The organism is Citrobacter sp. wls716 (assembly GCF_005280975.1).
GTDB lineage: Bacteria > Pseudomonadota > Gammaproteobacteria > Enterobacterales > Enterobacteriaceae > Citrobacter > Citrobacter youngae.
In genome coordinates this window covers 277,350-292,234 of record NZ_SZWX01000049.1, presented here as the reverse complement: position 1 = coordinate 292,234, position 14,885 = coordinate 277,350, and the positions used below count along the sequence as shown (strand labels likewise).

Genomic DNA, 14,885 nt, shown 5'->3' with positions numbered 1-14,885 from the left:
TTTTTTATTTCTGATTCCGGTACTTTCTATGCGTTGTGGGCTGACAATTGCCCCTGTTTCTTGTCACAATAGGCCTTTGTGCGCAGCGTTCAGGAAACGCTATGCTGCGTGAAGCATATATACTCAAAATCCTTGCCGCCGTTGTTGTGTCAACGCGCAGACGGCCTGAAGGATAACGCGTATAGTCATCTACAGCGGAGTGTGGTTACACCATGATGGACAGCTTACGCACGGCTGCTAACAGTCTCGTGCTCAAGATTATTTTCGGTATCATTATCGTGTCGTTCATTTTGACCGGCGTGAGTGGTTACCTGATTGGCGGGGGCAATAACTACGCCGCTAAAGTGAATGGCCAGGAGATCAGCCGCGGGCAGTTCGAGAATGCGTTCAACAGCGAACGTAACCGCATGCAGCAACAGCTGGGCGATCAATATTCTGAGCTGGCGGCGAACGAAGGTTATATGAAAACGCTGCGTCAGCAGGTGCTGAATCGTCTTGTGGACGAAGCGCTGCTGGATCAGTACTCCCGTGAGCTTAAGCTCAACATTAGCGACGATCAGATTAAGCAGGCTATTTTCGCCACACCGGCTTTCCAGGTTGACGGCAAATTTGATAACAACCGCTACAACGCGATTGTGAATCAGATGGGCATGACCGCAGACCAGTACGCGCAGGCATTGCGTAACCAGCTCACCACGCAACAGTTGATCAACGGCGTTGCCGGGACCGACTTTATGCTGAAGGGTGAAACGGACGAATTGGCTGCACTGGTTGCACAGCAACGTATCGTGCGTGAAGCGACGATTGACGTTAACGCACTGGCCGCGAAGCAATCTGTTACCGAGCAGGAAGTTGCCAGCTACTACGAGCAGAATAAAAACAACTTTATGACGCCGGAACAGTTCCGTGTGAGCTATATCAAGCTGGACGCTGCAGCAATGCAGGAAACCGCCAGCGATGCTGATATTCAGTCTTATTATGACCAGCATCAGGATCAGTTCACTCAGCCGCAGCGTAACCGCTATAGCATCATCCAGACCAAAACGGAAGATGAAGCCAAAGCGGTGCTTGGTGCGCTGAACAAAGGCGGTGATTTTGCGACTCTGGCGAAAGAAAAATCTGCCGATATCATCTCTGCCCGTAACGGCGGTGATATGGGTTGGCTGGAAGACTCTACCACCCCAGATGAGCTGAAAAATGCCGGTCTGAAAGAAAAAGGCCAACTGTCTGGCGTAATTAAGTCTTCCGTTGGTTTCCTCGTGGCGCGTCTTGATGACGTACAGCCTGCACAGGTTAAACCGCTGAGCGAAGCCCGCGACGACATTGCGGCGAAAGTGAAGCAGGAAAAAGCGCTGGATGCCTACTATGCGCTGCAACAGAAAGTCAGCGATGCGGCCAGCAACGATAACGAATCTCTGGCGGGTGCAGAGCAGGCAGCAGGTATGAAAGCGGTTGAAACGGGCTGGTTTAGCCGTGACAGCCTGCCGAAAGAACTGAATTTCAAACCAGTCGCTGACATCATTTTCAATGGTGGTCTGGTTGGCGAGAACGGAACGCCTGGCAGTAACTCCGATATCATCACCGTGGATGGCGATCGCGCGTTCGTGCTGCGTATTAGCGAACACAAAGCAGAAGCCGTGAAGCCACTGGCTGAAGTGAAAGAGCAGGTAACTGCGCTCGTTAAGCACAATAAAGCAGAGCAGCAGGCGAAGCTTGATGCCGATAAACTGCTGGCGGATCTGAAAGCCGGTAAAGGCGATGAAGCGCTGAAAGCGGCGGGTCTGAGCTTTGGCGAGGCGAAAACGCTGAGCCGTACGGGTCAGGATCCGTTGAGTCAGGCTGCCTTTGGTCTGAGCCTGCCGGCGAAAGACAAGCCGAGCTACGGTGTTGCGAACGATATGCAGGGTAACGTTGTACTGTTGGCGCTGGACGAGGTGAAAGCCGGTTCTATGCCTGAAGCGCAGAAGAAAGCGATGGTTCAGGGGATCACTCAGAACAACGCGCAGATTGTCTTCGAAGCGCTGATGAGTAACCTGCGTAAAGCGGCAAAAATTAAAGTCGGTGATGCGCTGGAACAGCAGCAATAACCGAGTCCGCTCGCAAAAAATTGCAAAAGTTTGTATCTACAAAAGGCCGCTTTCGCGGCCTTTTCCATTTTTGATATTTGCCGTTTGTCTGCTGTTCTGCACCTCGCTATCGTGATTCCACTGTTAACAAACAAGGAGAAAACAGTATGAAACATGGAATCAAAGCCCTGCTTATCACTCTTTCATTGACCTGCGCTGGTATGGCCCAAACTGCATTGGCGGCTGAGGCTGTCGCCAAAAGCCAGGCGACTCAAACCAAAGCGGAAAACTCAGGGGCGGCACAAAGCAAAGCCACACAGCCCGCTAAAGCAAGCGACGATGAAGGCACCAGGGTAAGCATCAACAGCGCTTCCGCGGAGGATTTAGCGCGAGTCATGAATGGCGTCGGTCTGAAGAAAGCGCAGGCGATTGTGAGCTATCGTGAGGAGTACGGACCGTTTAAAACGGTGGAGGACTTAAAGCAGGTACCGGGTATGGGCAGTTCGCTGGTGGAGCGTAACCTGGCAGTTTTAACACTTTAATAACTTGCACAGCGCTGAAAATTTGCCAGACTGTAGAGGTCATACCAGTTATGACCTCTTTACCCTAAAGTCTGTTCCTATAAAAACAACGTAAGGCCCCTGCGCTATGCAAACACAAATCAAAGTCCGTGGTTTTCATCTTGATGTCTATCAGCACGTCAACAACGCCCGCTATCTCGAGTTTCTGGAAGAAGCCCGTTGGGATGGTCTGGAAAACAGCGACAGCTTTCAATGGATGACCGCACACAACATCGCTTTTGTGGTCGTGAATATAAATATTAACTACCGCCGTCCAGCGGTGCTAAGCGACCTGCTGACCATCACCAGTCAGGTGCAACAGCTAAATGGCAAAAGCGGGGTGTTAAACCAGACAATTACCCTGGAGCCGGAAGGGCAGGTGGTGGCTGACGCGTTGATTACCTTCGTCTGTATTGATTTGAAAACGCAAAAAGCGCTGCCGCTGGAAGGGGAGTTACGCGAAAAACTGGAGCAGATGGTGCAGTAGCTCAACGTTGCCTGATGGCGCTTCGCTTATCAGGCCTACGGGCGACATTGCGTACGATGAACGCTGTCGGTAGGCCGGATAAGGCGTTTACGCCGCCATCCGGCACTATTCGCTCTATTATTTCAGGCCGGTTTTCTGCTTCATTGCCGCCATCACTGCCGGTTTATCCGCCAGATAATGGTTCAGGCCGTTGGCACGCAGATTACACGCCGCACAGTGACCGCAACCGTCACCTTTGATGCCGTTATAGCAGGTTAGTGTTTCTTCGCGTACCAGGTCCAGCTTGCCCCAGTAATCAGCCAGCGCCCAGGTTTCGGCTTTATCGATCCACATCAGTGGGGTTTCAAAGCGAATATCTTTCGCCATCCCCAGGCTTACGGCATGGTTCAGCGCTTTGACGAACTCGTCACGACAGTCCGGATAACCAGAGAAATCGGTCTCGCAAACGCCGGTAATGACGGCCTCTGCCTGCACCTGGTACGCGTAAATTGCTGCCAGCGTTAAGAACAGAATATTGCGTCCTGGCACAAAGGTATTGGGAATGCCGTTCGCATCCGGTTCGTAATCGGGTACCGGAATATTATCGCGGGTCAGGCTGCTGACAGCCAGTTCACTGAGCAGCGTGACATCAAGCACTTTGTGCGCGCGTGCGCCAAGTTTTAAGGCCAGGTCACGTGCGACATCAATCTCAGCGCGATGGCGCTGACCATAATCAAAGGTCACGCAGTGCACTTCATCATACTGATGCAGCGCTTGCGCCAGACAAGTCGTGGAGTCCTGACCTCCACTGAATACAACAACGGCACGTTTCATGGCTTTTCCTGACAAAATAACGAAGCCCTTATGGTAGCGCCTGGGCGTGTCGCCGACCAGCTTCTTCACGATGAAGGGGGCGGTAACCAGGCCTCGGTGAACTCAAACCAGCCACGCGGATTCAAGCGTACGCCGTTCACGCCCGGCGGCGCGCTGATGCGATAGTGATAATTGAACAGCGGCGTCAGGGTTGCGTCATGCATCAGCGTGGCGAAAACCTGCTGTAAAGCTGCATGACGATCGTCCTCATCGGCCTGAATTTGCAAGGCATCCAGCGTGGTCTGCAGATGAGTATATGCGGGTGCATTCAGAACGTGTGACCATAGCTGATCGCAACGTAACCACTGTTCGAGGGTATACTCGGGGGCTTCGCCAATCAGCCTGTCGCCCATCATCAGATCGGCCTGGGCTAAAGGATGGTCGCCATCCCAGTTTTTAGCATTATGAAAAATAAGCGTTAATTCACAGCCCAGTTTTGCCAGGGCCTGGCGAAGCTGTTCAGCCATGGCGTGCAGTTCTACCGGCAGGTGGTAAGCCAACGTCAGTTTTTCTGGTAGCGCTACTTCGTTCAGTTCATCCCATTGTGGGATCGTCCATCCTGGCAGCAGGGCATTGCTGGGAGTAATGAGGTTTTCATCCACCTCAAGCGTCTGTAGCAGCGAAGAGCGGTGGATAATATTGACCAGTCGACGGGCCTGTTGCGTATTCAGCCGCGCGCTTTTTCTGAGTGTGAGATAGCAAAAACCAAGGCTGATCCCGCTGCTTACCTGGCTTAGCATTGGTAACTCTTCAGGTTTACCAATCGCAATTTGCACCGGATGGCGACAGCTGGTGCCCAAATCCTGGGAGAAAAGCTGTGGGGTTATCCAGTATTCAATGGCTTTCAATAGCGGATGACTCAGATGGTAGTGGTCGTGACTCTCGATACGCACCAGCTCAGGAGTAAACAGCGTCAACCGGAACGGGCCAGTACCCACAAACGGGTGCTCAGGATGCGCCAGGTGACTGCTGTAGCTCGCCAGACGGTGCGCCAGCCAGAAGTCGGGACGATGCAGAATAAAGGTCAGACACTGGGGATGCGTCACCTCAATGCGCTTTACGCTGATAAACAGCTTATTCAGCGCAGGTAACTCTAACAGCTTCAGCAACTGTTGATGTAGCTGCGTGCTGCTTACCGTATCGCCGTTATGCCAATGCAGGGTGGAACGAATATAGAAATCCCAGCGCAGGCCGTCAGCGGAGATATTCCAGTGGTGGGCTAAGTCTCCACAGGGACGTTGAGTGTGACTGTCAAAACGTGTCAGGCCAGAGAATACCTGTCCGGCAAGGTGCTGCTCCGCACGACCGGGGAGAAATCCAGGATGCAAAGGTTCGAGCTGGCGATAATAGGGGATACGCAGGGTTGGCGTATCATTTTGCCATTGCCCGCCCATAAACGGCTGCAGCAGGGTTCTTAATTCCCCGGGGGCCAGTTGAGCCAGTTCCAGTACGCTGAGCTGTTCACCCTTTTGCAGTGCCTGCTCCATCATCGTGTTGCGCAGCGAGTCTGGGGTGACCAAAAAACGTAATGCTCCGCGTTTCCCGCGTCCGGACCGAGCGTGCCACTCCAGCCAGCCTGCATCCTGCGCTTGCTTTAGCAGGGTTCGCACGTGGCGCTCGCTGCAAAAACAGCGTTCAGCCAGTTCCCCGACGGTCACCGACTGCGGTTCTCCGTTCGAAGGCAGCCACAGGCGTTGGTACTGGTTCAGGCGATTCAACAATCTCATATAAACCCGGAACAATTCATTTTATCTATTCACTATTACTTCCGTATATCTCAGGTGATACTGAATCACAAGTTAACCGCGTCACAGTGTGGAGAAAGAAATGGCTCGTCTGGCTGCATTTGATATGGATGGCACCCTTTTGATGCCGAATCACCATTTAGGTGACGAAACGCTTTCGACGCTGGCACGTCTGCGTGAACGCGATATCACCCTGACATTTGCCACCGGCCGCCATGTGCTGGAGATGCGCCATATTTTGGGTTCTATCTCGCTGGACGCCTTTTTAATCACCGGTAACGGGACGCGAATTCACTCGCTGGAAGGCGATGTATTGCATCGTCAGGATCTGGATCCCTCGGTCGCCGATATCGTATTGCACCAGCGGTGGGAAACGCAGGCCAGCATGCATGTCTTTAATGACAACGGTTGGTTCACCGGACAAGAGATCCCCTCGCTGCTACAGGCGCATGTGTATAGCGGATTTCGCTACCAGATCGTCGATGTGAAACGTATTCCGGCTCATCAGGTAACGAAGATCTGTTTCTGCGGCGATCATGAGTCTCTGATCCAGTTGCGCATTCAACTGAATGAAGCGCTGGGAGAACAGGCGAATCTCTGTTTTTCTGCGGTTGATTGCCTCGAAGTGCTGCCGCTGGGCTGTAACAAAGGCTCTGCGCTGGCGGTACTAAGCGAGCACTTGGGTTATTCCATGGCTGACTGCATGGCATTTGGCGATGCCATGAACGATCGCGAAATGTTAGGTAGCGTTGGGCGCGGCCTGATTATGGGTAACGCAATGCCGCAACTGATGGCTGAACTGCCGCATTTATCGGTGATTGGGCATTGCCGCAATCAGGCTGTATCTCACTTTTTGACGCATTGGCTGGACAATCCGCATCTACCTTATTCCCCCGAATGAGAGATCCCTTCCAGCAAGCCAGACTTCGCGTCTGGCTTTTTTTTTGTCTGCTCAGTGTGTATTCAGCAACTGGGCAAGTTCCGCTTTCCACGGCGTTAAATCGCCTATGTGCGCGTCAACCCATTGCGGGTTGTAGTAGGTTTCCAGATAGCGTTCGCCGCTGTCGCACAGCAGCGTCACCAGCGACCCCGTTTCTCCGGCGTCGCGCATACGGGCGGCAAGTTGTAACGTCCCCCACATGTTGGTTCCGGTTGAGGCGCCCACTTTACGACCCAACTGCGTTTCCAGCCAGTGCGCGGTGGCAACGCTTGCGGCATCCGGCACACGCAGCATTTCATCAACTACGTCAGGAATGAAGGACGGTTCGACACGCGGACGGCCGATGCCTTCAATTTTGCTGCCGACCGGGCTGCGCAATGTCGCATCGCGATCCTGCCAGAAGGGCAGAAAAACCGAATTCTCCGGATCCACTACCATCAGACGAGTGTCGTAGCCCTGACAGCGAATATAGCGACCAATGGTTGCGGAGGTGCCGCCGGTTCCGGCGCTCATCACGATATGGCGAGGCACGGGGTTGGGTTCACACTGCATCTGGCGGAAGATACTGTCGGCAATATTGTTGTTACCACGCCAGTCGGTGGCGCGTTCAGCATAGGTGAACTGGTCCATATAATGCCCGTTCAGTTCACGTGCCAGCTGCTCAGAAGCCGCATAAATTTCGCAGGCGCTTTCCACGAAGTGGCAGCGGCCGCCATAAAATTCAATTTGTTCAATTTTGCGTTTTGCCGTACAGGAAGGCATGACAGCAATAAACGGCAGCCCTAACAGTCGAGCGAAATAAGCCTCAGATACCGCCGTTGAACCGGACGATGATTCAATGATGGTGGTGCCTTCTTTGATCCAGCCATTACACAGTCCGTAGAGAAACAGTGAACGTGCCAGGCGATGTTTCAGGCTACCGGTTGGATGCGTGCTCTCATCTTTCAAATAGAGCTGAATACCCGGAAACGCCGGAAGCGACAGGCGAATAAGATGCGTATCGGCAGAACGCTGGTAATCCGCATTAATTTCATTGATGGCGTTTTTAACCCAGGAGCTATTCATCATTAATATCCATTTGTCATTTTGTGCCCAGAATAGCGAAAAGCACGGAAAAAATTGTTGCCATTTAGCCTTTAAAATAGAATGTAAGGAGAAAATTCTTCTCTGTGGAGTGGATATGTTAGACAAAATTGACCGTAAGCTGCTTGGCCTACTGCAACAAGACTGCACCCTTTCTTTGCAGGCGTTAGCCGATGCCGTTAATCTGACGACCACCCCCTGCTGGAAACGGCTCAAGCGGCTTGAGGATGACGGCATTCTGCTGGGCAAGGTTGCTCTGCTGGATCCGGAAAAACTGGGGCTGGGTTTAACCGCGTTTGTGCTGATTAAAACCCAGCATCATAGCAGCGAGTGGTACTGCCGCTTTGTCACCGAAGTGACCGGGATGCCGGAGGTGCTGGGTTTCTGGCGAATGGCTGGGGAGTACGACTACCTGATGCGGGTGCAGGTTGCTGATATGAAACGCTATGATGATTTCTATAAGCGTCTGGTGAATAGCGTACCGGGCCTGTCTGATGTTACCTCCAGTTTTGCGATGGAACAGATTAAATACACGACTGCTCTACCTATTGAATAACTCTCCCGGTGATCATTGCCGGAAATCTTGTCAGGACATAACGCGTGCGATTATTTGCTCAATTAAGCTGGTACTTCCGCCGGGAGTGGCGTCGCTACCTCGGGGCGGTGGCCTTGCTTATCATCATCGCTATTCTTCAGCTTATCCCGCCAAAAGTGGTCGGTATCATCGTGGACGGCGTGACGACACAGCGGTTCACCACCGAGAGACTGCTGATGTGGGTTGGCACGATTGCCCTGATTGCGGTGGTTGTCTATTTGTTGCGCTATGTCTGGCGCGTACTTTTGTTCGGCGCATCCTACCAACTGGCAGTTGAACTACGCGAAGACTATTACCGCCAGTTGAGCCGCCAGCATCCTGAATTTTATCTGCGTCATCGCACCGGCGATCTGATGGCGCGTGCAACTAACGATGTTGATCGGGTGGTGTTTGCGGCTGGCGAAGGTGTATTGACGCTGGTGGACTCGCTGGTCATGGGGTGCGCGGTGTTGATCGTGATGTCTACTCAAATCAGTTGGGAGCTCACGCTTATCGCGCTACTCCCAATGCCGGTGATGGCGATAATGATCAAACGTTACGGTGATCGACTCCATAACCGTTTTAAGGTTGCGCAAGCAGCGTTCTCCAGCCTTAACGATCGTACTCAGGAAAGCCTGACCAGTATCCGTATGATTAAGGCTTTTGGTCTGGAAGACCGACAGTCGGCGCTATTTGCCGCAGATGCTAAAGATACCGGCAAGAAAAACTTACGGGTCGCCCGCATTGACGCCCGTTTTGACCCCACGATTTATATCGCCATTGGTATGGCTAACCTGCTGGCTATCGCCGGGGGAAGCTGGATGGTGGTTCATGGCTCTCTGACCCTTGGTCAGTTAACCAGTTTTATGATGTATCTCGGGCTGATGATTTGGCCGATGCTGGCGCTGGCATGGATGTTTAACATTGTTGAGCGAGGCAGCGCCGCGTATAGCCGTATTCGCGCCATGCTGGCTGAAGCGCCGGTAGTGGATGACGGCACAGAACCCGTGCCGGAAGGACGCGGCGAGCTGGCGGTGGCAATTCGCGAATTTCGCTACCCGCAAACGGCTCATCCGGTGCTGGAGAATGTGAATTTCCAGCTTAAGCCAGGGCAGATGCTGGGTATTTGTGGCCCGACCGGCGCGGGTAAAAGTACGGTGTTGTCGCTGATCCAGCGTCATTTTGATATCACTGAGGGCGATGTACGCTTTCATGATATCCCGTTAACTCGCTTGCAACTTGATAGCTGGCGTAGCCGTCTGGCAGTGGTCAGCCAGACACCTTTCTTGTTCTCGGATACGGTCGCCAACAACATAGCGCTTGGACGCCCACAGGCCACACAGGAAGAGATCGAACATGTTGCACGTCTGGCCAGCGTGCATGAGGATATTTTACGTCTTCCGCAAGGCTATGACACCGAAGTGGGTGAACGCGGGGTGATGCTGTCCGGTGGACAAAAACAGCGTATTTCTATCGCTCGTGCGCTGCTGCTGAATGCTGAAATCCTGATTCTTGACGATGCGTTATCGGCGGTGGATGGTCGTACTGAACATCAAATCCTGCATAACCTGCGCCAGTGGGGAGAAGGCAGAACCGTGATAATCAGCGCTCACCGTTTATCTGCGCTGACAGAAGCCAATGAAATTATCGTGATGCAGCACGGACATATTGCTCAGCGTGGCGAACACGATGCGCTGGTGCAGCAACCCGGCTGGTATCGTGATATGTACCGTTATCAGCAACTGGAAGCGGCGCTGTCTGATGCGCCAGAAGTAAACGAGGAGGCGGCTAATGCGTAGTTTTGGGCAGCTATGGCCGACCCTGAAAAGGCTACTGGCGTACGGCTCTCCGTGGCGAAAACAGCTGGCAATTGCGGTGGTCATGCTATGGGTGGCGGCAGCGGCGGAGGTGAGTGGTCCGCTGCTCATCAGCTATTTTATCGACAACATGGTGGCGAAAAACAATCTGCCGCTGGCGATGGTGGCTGGGCTGGTGGCGGCATATGTCGGTCTGCAACTGTTGGCGGCGGGCCTGCATTACGCGCAGTCGTTGTTGTTTAACCAGGCGGCGGTTGGCGTGGTGCAGCAGTTACGTACCGATGTGATGGATGCCGCGCTACGCCAGCCGCTCAGTGCTTTCGATACTCAGCCCGTCGGGCAGCTTATCTCACGTGTGACCAATGACACCGAAGTTATTCGCGACCTGTACGTGACGGTGGTCGCAACGGTCCTGCGCAGCGCGGCCTTAATCGGTGCCATGCTGGTGGCGATGTTCAGCCTCGAGTGGCGGATGGCGCTGGTGGCGATGGCCATATTCCCGGCAGTGCTGGTGGTGATGGTCATTTATCAGCGCTACAGCACCCCCATTGTGCGCCGGGTGCGCGCTTATCTGGCGGATATTAACGATGGCTTTAACGAAGTCATCAACGGCATGAGCGTTATCCAGCAGTTCCGCCAGCAGGCGCGATTTGGCGAGAGAATGGGGGAGGCCAGCCGCTCGCACTATATGGCGCGTATGCAAACCCTGCGACTGGATGGCTTTTTGCTGCGCCCGCTGCTGAGCCTTTTCTCGGCGCTGATCCTCTGCGGTTTGCTGATGCTGTTTAGCTTTACCTCTGGCAGCTCCATTGAGGTTGGCGTGCTGTACGCGTTTATCAGCTACCTCGGCCGTTTGAACGAGCCGCTGATCGAGCTGACGACCCAGCAATCAATGCTGCAGCAGGCGGTTGTCGCCGGCGAGCGAGTGTTCGAACTGATGGACGGGCCTCGTCAGCGCTATGGTGAAGATGATCGACCGCTGAAGAGCGGGGACATTGAGGTGGATAACGTTTCATTTGCCTATCGTGACGACAATCTGGTGCTGCAAAACATCAGTCTGTCCGTGCCTTCGCGCAGCTTTGTAGCGTTGGTCGGGCATACCGGTAGCGGCAAAAGTACGCTGGCCAGTCTGCTGATGGGTTACTACCCGTTGACGCAGGGCGAAATCCGCCTTGACGGACGTCCGCTGTCTTCTCTGAGCCACAGTGCGTTACGTCAGGGCATCGCGATGGTGCAGCAGGATCCGGTGGTGATGGCGGATACCTTCCTGGCAAACGTCACGCTGGGTCGTGATATCTCAGAAGAACGGGTGTGGCAGGCGCTGGAAACCGTACAGCTGGCCGAGCTGGCGCGGGGTCTGAGCGAGGGTATTCATACCCGGCTGGGCGAGCAGGGCAATAATCTATCAGTCGGGCAGAAACAGCTGCTGGCGCTGGCGCGCGTGCTGGTCGAAACGCCGCAGGTGCTGATTTTGGACGAAGCGACGGCCAGCATTGACTCCGGTACTGAACAGGCTATTCAGCAGGCGTTGGCAGCGGTGCGTGAGCACACCACGCTGGTGGTGATTGCGCATCGGTTATCCACTATTGTCGATGCTGACACTATTCTGGTACTGCACCGGGGACAGGCCGTTGAACGCGGCACGCACCAGCAACTGCTTGCCGCACAGGGCCGCTACTGGCAAATGTATCAACTGCAACTGGCGGGTGAAGAGCTGGCGGCCAGCGCACATGAGGATTCGATTATCGCTTGATGGCGCTGCGTTTATCAGGCCTACAGCCAGTGTGGTTTTGTAGGCCTGAGAAAGCGTTTTCGCCGCCATCCGGCAATCAACAATCTGGTGCAAAAATGTAACGCACTATGCACCGTTATAGTGCATTTTTTCTTTTTCTCTCCTGGCCGTACCCCGTGCGGCTGAATCATCCCGCGTTTTTCATTCCTGGCACATCCCTTGCAATATTCATTTGGTGTATCTGCAGCCACTACTGAATTCTGACTGGAGGGGATCTATGAAGCTGGTTACCGTGGTAATCAAACCGTTCAAACTGGAAGACGTCCGTGAAGCATTGTCGTCTATTGGTATTCAGGGGCTGACCGTCACCGAAGTGAAGGGCTTTGGCCGACAAAAAGGTCATGCCGAGTTGTACCGGGGAGCTGAATACAGCGTCAACTTCTTACCCAAAGTGAAGATTGATGTGGCAATTGCTGATGACCAACTGGATGGCGTAATTGATGTCATCAGTAAGGCCGCCTACACCGGAAAAATTGGCGACGGCAAAATTTTCGTCGCCGAGCTGCAACGTGTGATTCGTATTCGTACCGGCGAAGCCGACGAAGCTGCACTGTAACGTCTGGCACACAGTGATAGGAAACCAAAAAATGAAGATAGCGACGATGAAAACAGGTATTGCTTCACTGGCGCTGCTGCCGGGTCTGGCGATGGCGGCACCGGCGGTTGCGGATAAAGCGGATAACGCTTTTATGATGATCTGTACCGCGCTGGTGCTGTTTATGACCATCCCAGGCATTGCGCTGTTCTATGGCGGTTTGATTCGCGGTAAGAACGTGTTGTCGATGCTGACCCAGGTGACGGTGACATTTGCTCTGGTTTGTATTTTATGGGTGGTTTATGGCTACTCACTGGCCTTTGGCGAAGGAAATAATTTCTTCGGTAACTTCAACTGGGTCATGCTGAAGAATATTGCACTGACGGCGGTCACGGGGAGCTTCTACCAGTACATTCACGTTGCTTTTCAGGGGTCTTTCGCTTGCATTACCGTTGGGCTTATTGTCGGTGCACTGGCTGAGCGCATTCGGTTCTCTGCGGTGCTGATTTTTGTGGTGGTGTGGCTGACGCTGTCCTACATCCCTATTGCACACATGGTCTGGGGCGGCGGTTTGCTGGCTACTCACGGTGCGCTGGATTTTGCGGGCGGAACGGTGGTGCACATCAACGCTGCGATTGCCGGCCTGGTTGGGGCTTATCTGATTGGTAAACGCGTCGGTTTTGGCAAAGAAGCGTTTAAGCCACATAACCTGCCAATGGTCTTTACCGGCACGGCTATTCTCTATATCGGTTGGTTTGGCTTTAACGCTGGCTCCGCGGGTATGGCGAATGAAATTGCTGCGCTGGCCTTCGTCAATACCGTTGTTGCAACCGCGGCCGCCATTCTCGGCTGGATCTTCGGTGAATGGGCGCTGCGTGGCAAACCGTCCCTGCTGGGCGCGTGTTCTGGCGCCATTGCCGGTCTGGTAGGCGTGACACCTGCCTGTGGCTATATCGGTGTCGGCGGCGCGCTGATTATCGGTGTCGCTGCGGGGCTGGCTGGCCTGTGGGGCGTAACCATGCTGAAGCGCTTTCTGCGCGTTGATGACCCGTGTGATGTCTTCGGTGTTCACGGTGTGTGCGGCATTGTCGGCTGCATCCTGACCGGCGTTTTCGCGGCCAGCTCTCTGGGCGGCGTAGGCTTTGCCGAAGGCGTTACCATGGGGCATCAGTTGCTGGTACAACTGGAAAGCGTGGCGATCACCATCGTCTGGTCCGGCGTGGTGGCCTTCATTGGCTATAAGCTGGCGGATATGACGGTGGGGCTGCGTGTACCAGAAGAGCAGGAACGCGAAGGTCTGGATGTGAACAGCCACGGCGAGAACGCTTACAACGCTTGATGTTTCAATCTGCCGGATGGCAACGCTTTTGCGTCACCATCCGGTAATTCTCAATTACGATTACGCATTACCCCTTCCTGCACGGTAGAAGCAACCAGCACGCCGTCCTGCGTATAAAACTCCCCGCGAACAAAGCCCCGTGCGCCGGAGGCCGAAGTACTCTCGACGTTATACAGCAGCCACTCATTGATATTAAAAGGACGATGGAACCACATAGAATGGTCGATCGTAGCGATCTGAATCCCTTTTTCCAGAAAACCAATGCCATACGGTTGTAAAGCAACGGGCAGGAAGTTCAGGTCTGAAGCATAACCCAGCAGATACTGATGGACGCGTAGATCGTCCTGCAGCGTGCCGTTAGCGCGGATCCACACCTGGCGAGTCGGGTTGGCAACGTGACCTTTTAACGGATTATGAAATTCCACCGGACGTACTTCCAGCGGGCGGTCGTTGATAAATTTTTCTTTCAACAGCGGCGGCAGCAGGTGAGCGACCGAACGGGCGATCTCAGTTTCTGATTTAAGCTCTTCAGGGCCAGGCGCTGCCGGCATCTCTTTTTGATGCTCAAACCCATCTTCTGGTGCCTGGAAAGAGGCAGTCATATAAAAAATGGGTTTCCCATTCTGGATCGCGGCAACGCGGCGGGCGCTGAAGCTGTTACCATCACGCAGCACTTCGACATCATAGATGATGGGCTTTTGGCTATCGCCCGGACGTAAAAAGTAGCTGTGAAAGGAGTGCACCAGGCGCTCTTCCGGTACGGTTTCTTTTGCGGCATACAGCGCCTGACCGACAACCTGCCCCCCAAAAACCTGACGTAACCCTAAGTCTTCACTTTGGCCCCGAAAGAGTCCTTCTTCAATTTTTTCCAGATTTAACAATGTCAGCAAATTTTTCAGTGCCAGACTCATACGTGCTCTCCAGGTAATAGCGTTCTCGCAGCGAGGTAGGCAGAGTATAACGCAATTTTGAAAGTGGTCCGATGGGTGCAATTGTCTGAATTACTGGCCGATTACAGGCAAAACCAGCTGTCTTGTGCCACACTTAGTCACGTTATGTTTTTGTTAACCACTCTTCTGGCGAGGAAAGTTCTCG

General features: G+C 53.6%; 13 protein-coding genes. 9 read left to right on the top strand and 4 right to left on the bottom strand.

Annotated features, from left to right (window positions below; genetic code table 11):
- Nucleotides 1-212: 212 nt before the first annotated feature.
- The 3 genes from ppiD (at nucleotide 213) to fadM (ending at nucleotide 3,113) form a co-directional block, all read left to right on the top strand.
- Complete coding sequence (gene ppiD / locus FDX24_RS17725; RefSeq protein ID WP_137364694.1) at nucleotides 213-2,087, top strand: peptidylprolyl isomerase; 1,875 nt, start codon at nucleotides 213-215, stop codon at nucleotides 2,085-2,087.
- A 146-nt stretch (nucleotides 2,088-2,233) separates the two neighbouring features.
- Nucleotides 2,234-2,608, top strand: a complete 375-nt coding sequence (locus FDX24_RS17720) for a helix-hairpin-helix domain-containing protein (protein WP_048212425.1) — start codon at nucleotides 2,234-2,236, stop codon at nucleotides 2,606-2,608.
- A 106-nt stretch (nucleotides 2,609-2,714) separates the two neighbouring features.
- Nucleotides 2,715-3,113, top strand: a complete 399-nt coding sequence (fadM, locus tag FDX24_RS17715) for a long-chain acyl-CoA thioesterase FadM (protein ID WP_003021636.1) — start codon at nucleotides 2,715-2,717, stop codon at nucleotides 3,111-3,113.
- Nucleotides 3,114-3,230: 117 nt separating this feature from the next.
- Here fadM and queC read toward each other — a convergent pair whose 3' ends face one another.
- Both queC and FDX24_RS17705 read right to left on the bottom strand, forming a co-directional pair.
- Complete coding sequence (queC, locus tag FDX24_RS17710) at nucleotides 3,231-3,926, bottom strand: 7-cyano-7-deazaguanine synthase QueC (RefSeq protein WP_003021638.1); 696 nt, start codon at nucleotides 3,924-3,926, stop codon at nucleotides 3,231-3,233.
- A 65-nt stretch (nucleotides 3,927-3,991) separates the two neighbouring features.
- Nucleotides 3,992-5,692 (bottom strand): SgrR family transcriptional regulator, encoded by a 1,701-nt coding sequence (locus tag FDX24_RS17705; RefSeq protein WP_137364693.1) that lies wholly within the window; start codon nucleotides 5,690-5,692, stop codon nucleotides 3,992-3,994.
- A 100-nt stretch (nucleotides 5,693-5,792) separates the two neighbouring features.
- Between FDX24_RS17705 and cof the strand changes: the two genes are divergently transcribed.
- Nucleotides 5,793-6,611: an HMP-PP phosphatase gene (cof, locus tag FDX24_RS17695; protein WP_137364692.1), complete on the top strand. Its 819-nt coding sequence runs from the start codon at nucleotides 5,793-5,795 to the stop codon at nucleotides 6,609-6,611.
- A gap of 51 nt (nucleotides 6,612-6,662) precedes the next feature.
- Here cof and FDX24_RS17690 read toward each other — a convergent pair whose 3' ends face one another.
- Entirely contained in the window at nucleotides 6,663-7,718 is a 1,056-nt protein-coding gene (locus FDX24_RS17690; protein WP_086523606.1) for a PLP-dependent cysteine synthase family protein, read from the bottom strand.
- 112 nt (nucleotides 7,719-7,830) lie between these two features.
- Here FDX24_RS17690 and decR point away from each other — a divergent pair, with 112 nt between their 5' ends.
- The 5 genes from decR (at nucleotide 7,831) to amtB (ending at nucleotide 13,790) form a co-directional block, all read left to right on the top strand.
- Nucleotides 7,831-8,289: a DNA-binding transcriptional regulator DecR gene (gene decR, locus FDX24_RS17685; RefSeq protein ID WP_005125175.1), complete on the top strand. Its 459-nt coding sequence runs from the start codon at nucleotides 7,831-7,833 to the stop codon at nucleotides 8,287-8,289.
- A 44-nt stretch (nucleotides 8,290-8,333) separates the two neighbouring features.
- A complete protein-coding gene (locus FDX24_RS17680) occupies nucleotides 8,334-10,106 on the top strand; it encodes a SmdA family multidrug ABC transporter permease/ATP-binding protein (RefSeq protein ID WP_061067431.1) in 1,773 nt (590 codons plus the stop codon).
- Nucleotides 10,099-11,877 carry a SmdB family multidrug efflux ABC transporter permease/ATP-binding protein gene (locus FDX24_RS17675; protein WP_137364691.1) on the top strand — a complete coding sequence of 593 codons (1,779 nt, stop codon included), beginning with the start codon at nucleotides 10,099-10,101 and terminating at the stop codon, nucleotides 11,875-11,877. Before FDX24_RS17680 ends, FDX24_RS17675 begins: the two co-directional genes overlap by 8 nt.
- Nucleotides 11,878-12,133: 256 nt before the next feature.
- Nucleotides 12,134-12,472: a P-II family nitrogen regulator gene (glnK, locus tag FDX24_RS17665; protein WP_003021657.1), complete on the top strand. Its 339-nt coding sequence runs from the start codon at nucleotides 12,134-12,136 to the stop codon at nucleotides 12,470-12,472.
- Between the two features lie 31 nt (nucleotides 12,473-12,503).
- Entirely contained in the window at nucleotides 12,504-13,790 is a 1,287-nt protein-coding gene (amtB, locus tag FDX24_RS17660; protein ID WP_048212419.1) for an ammonium transporter AmtB, read from the top strand.
- Between the two features lie 50 nt (nucleotides 13,791-13,840).
- On the opposite strand, the gene tesB is transcribed toward amtB, so the two are convergent.
- Complete coding sequence (tesB, locus tag FDX24_RS17655; protein WP_061067433.1) at nucleotides 13,841-14,701, bottom strand: acyl-CoA thioesterase II; 861 nt, start codon at nucleotides 14,699-14,701, stop codon at nucleotides 13,841-13,843.
- Nucleotides 14,702-14,885: the final 184 nt, after the last annotated feature.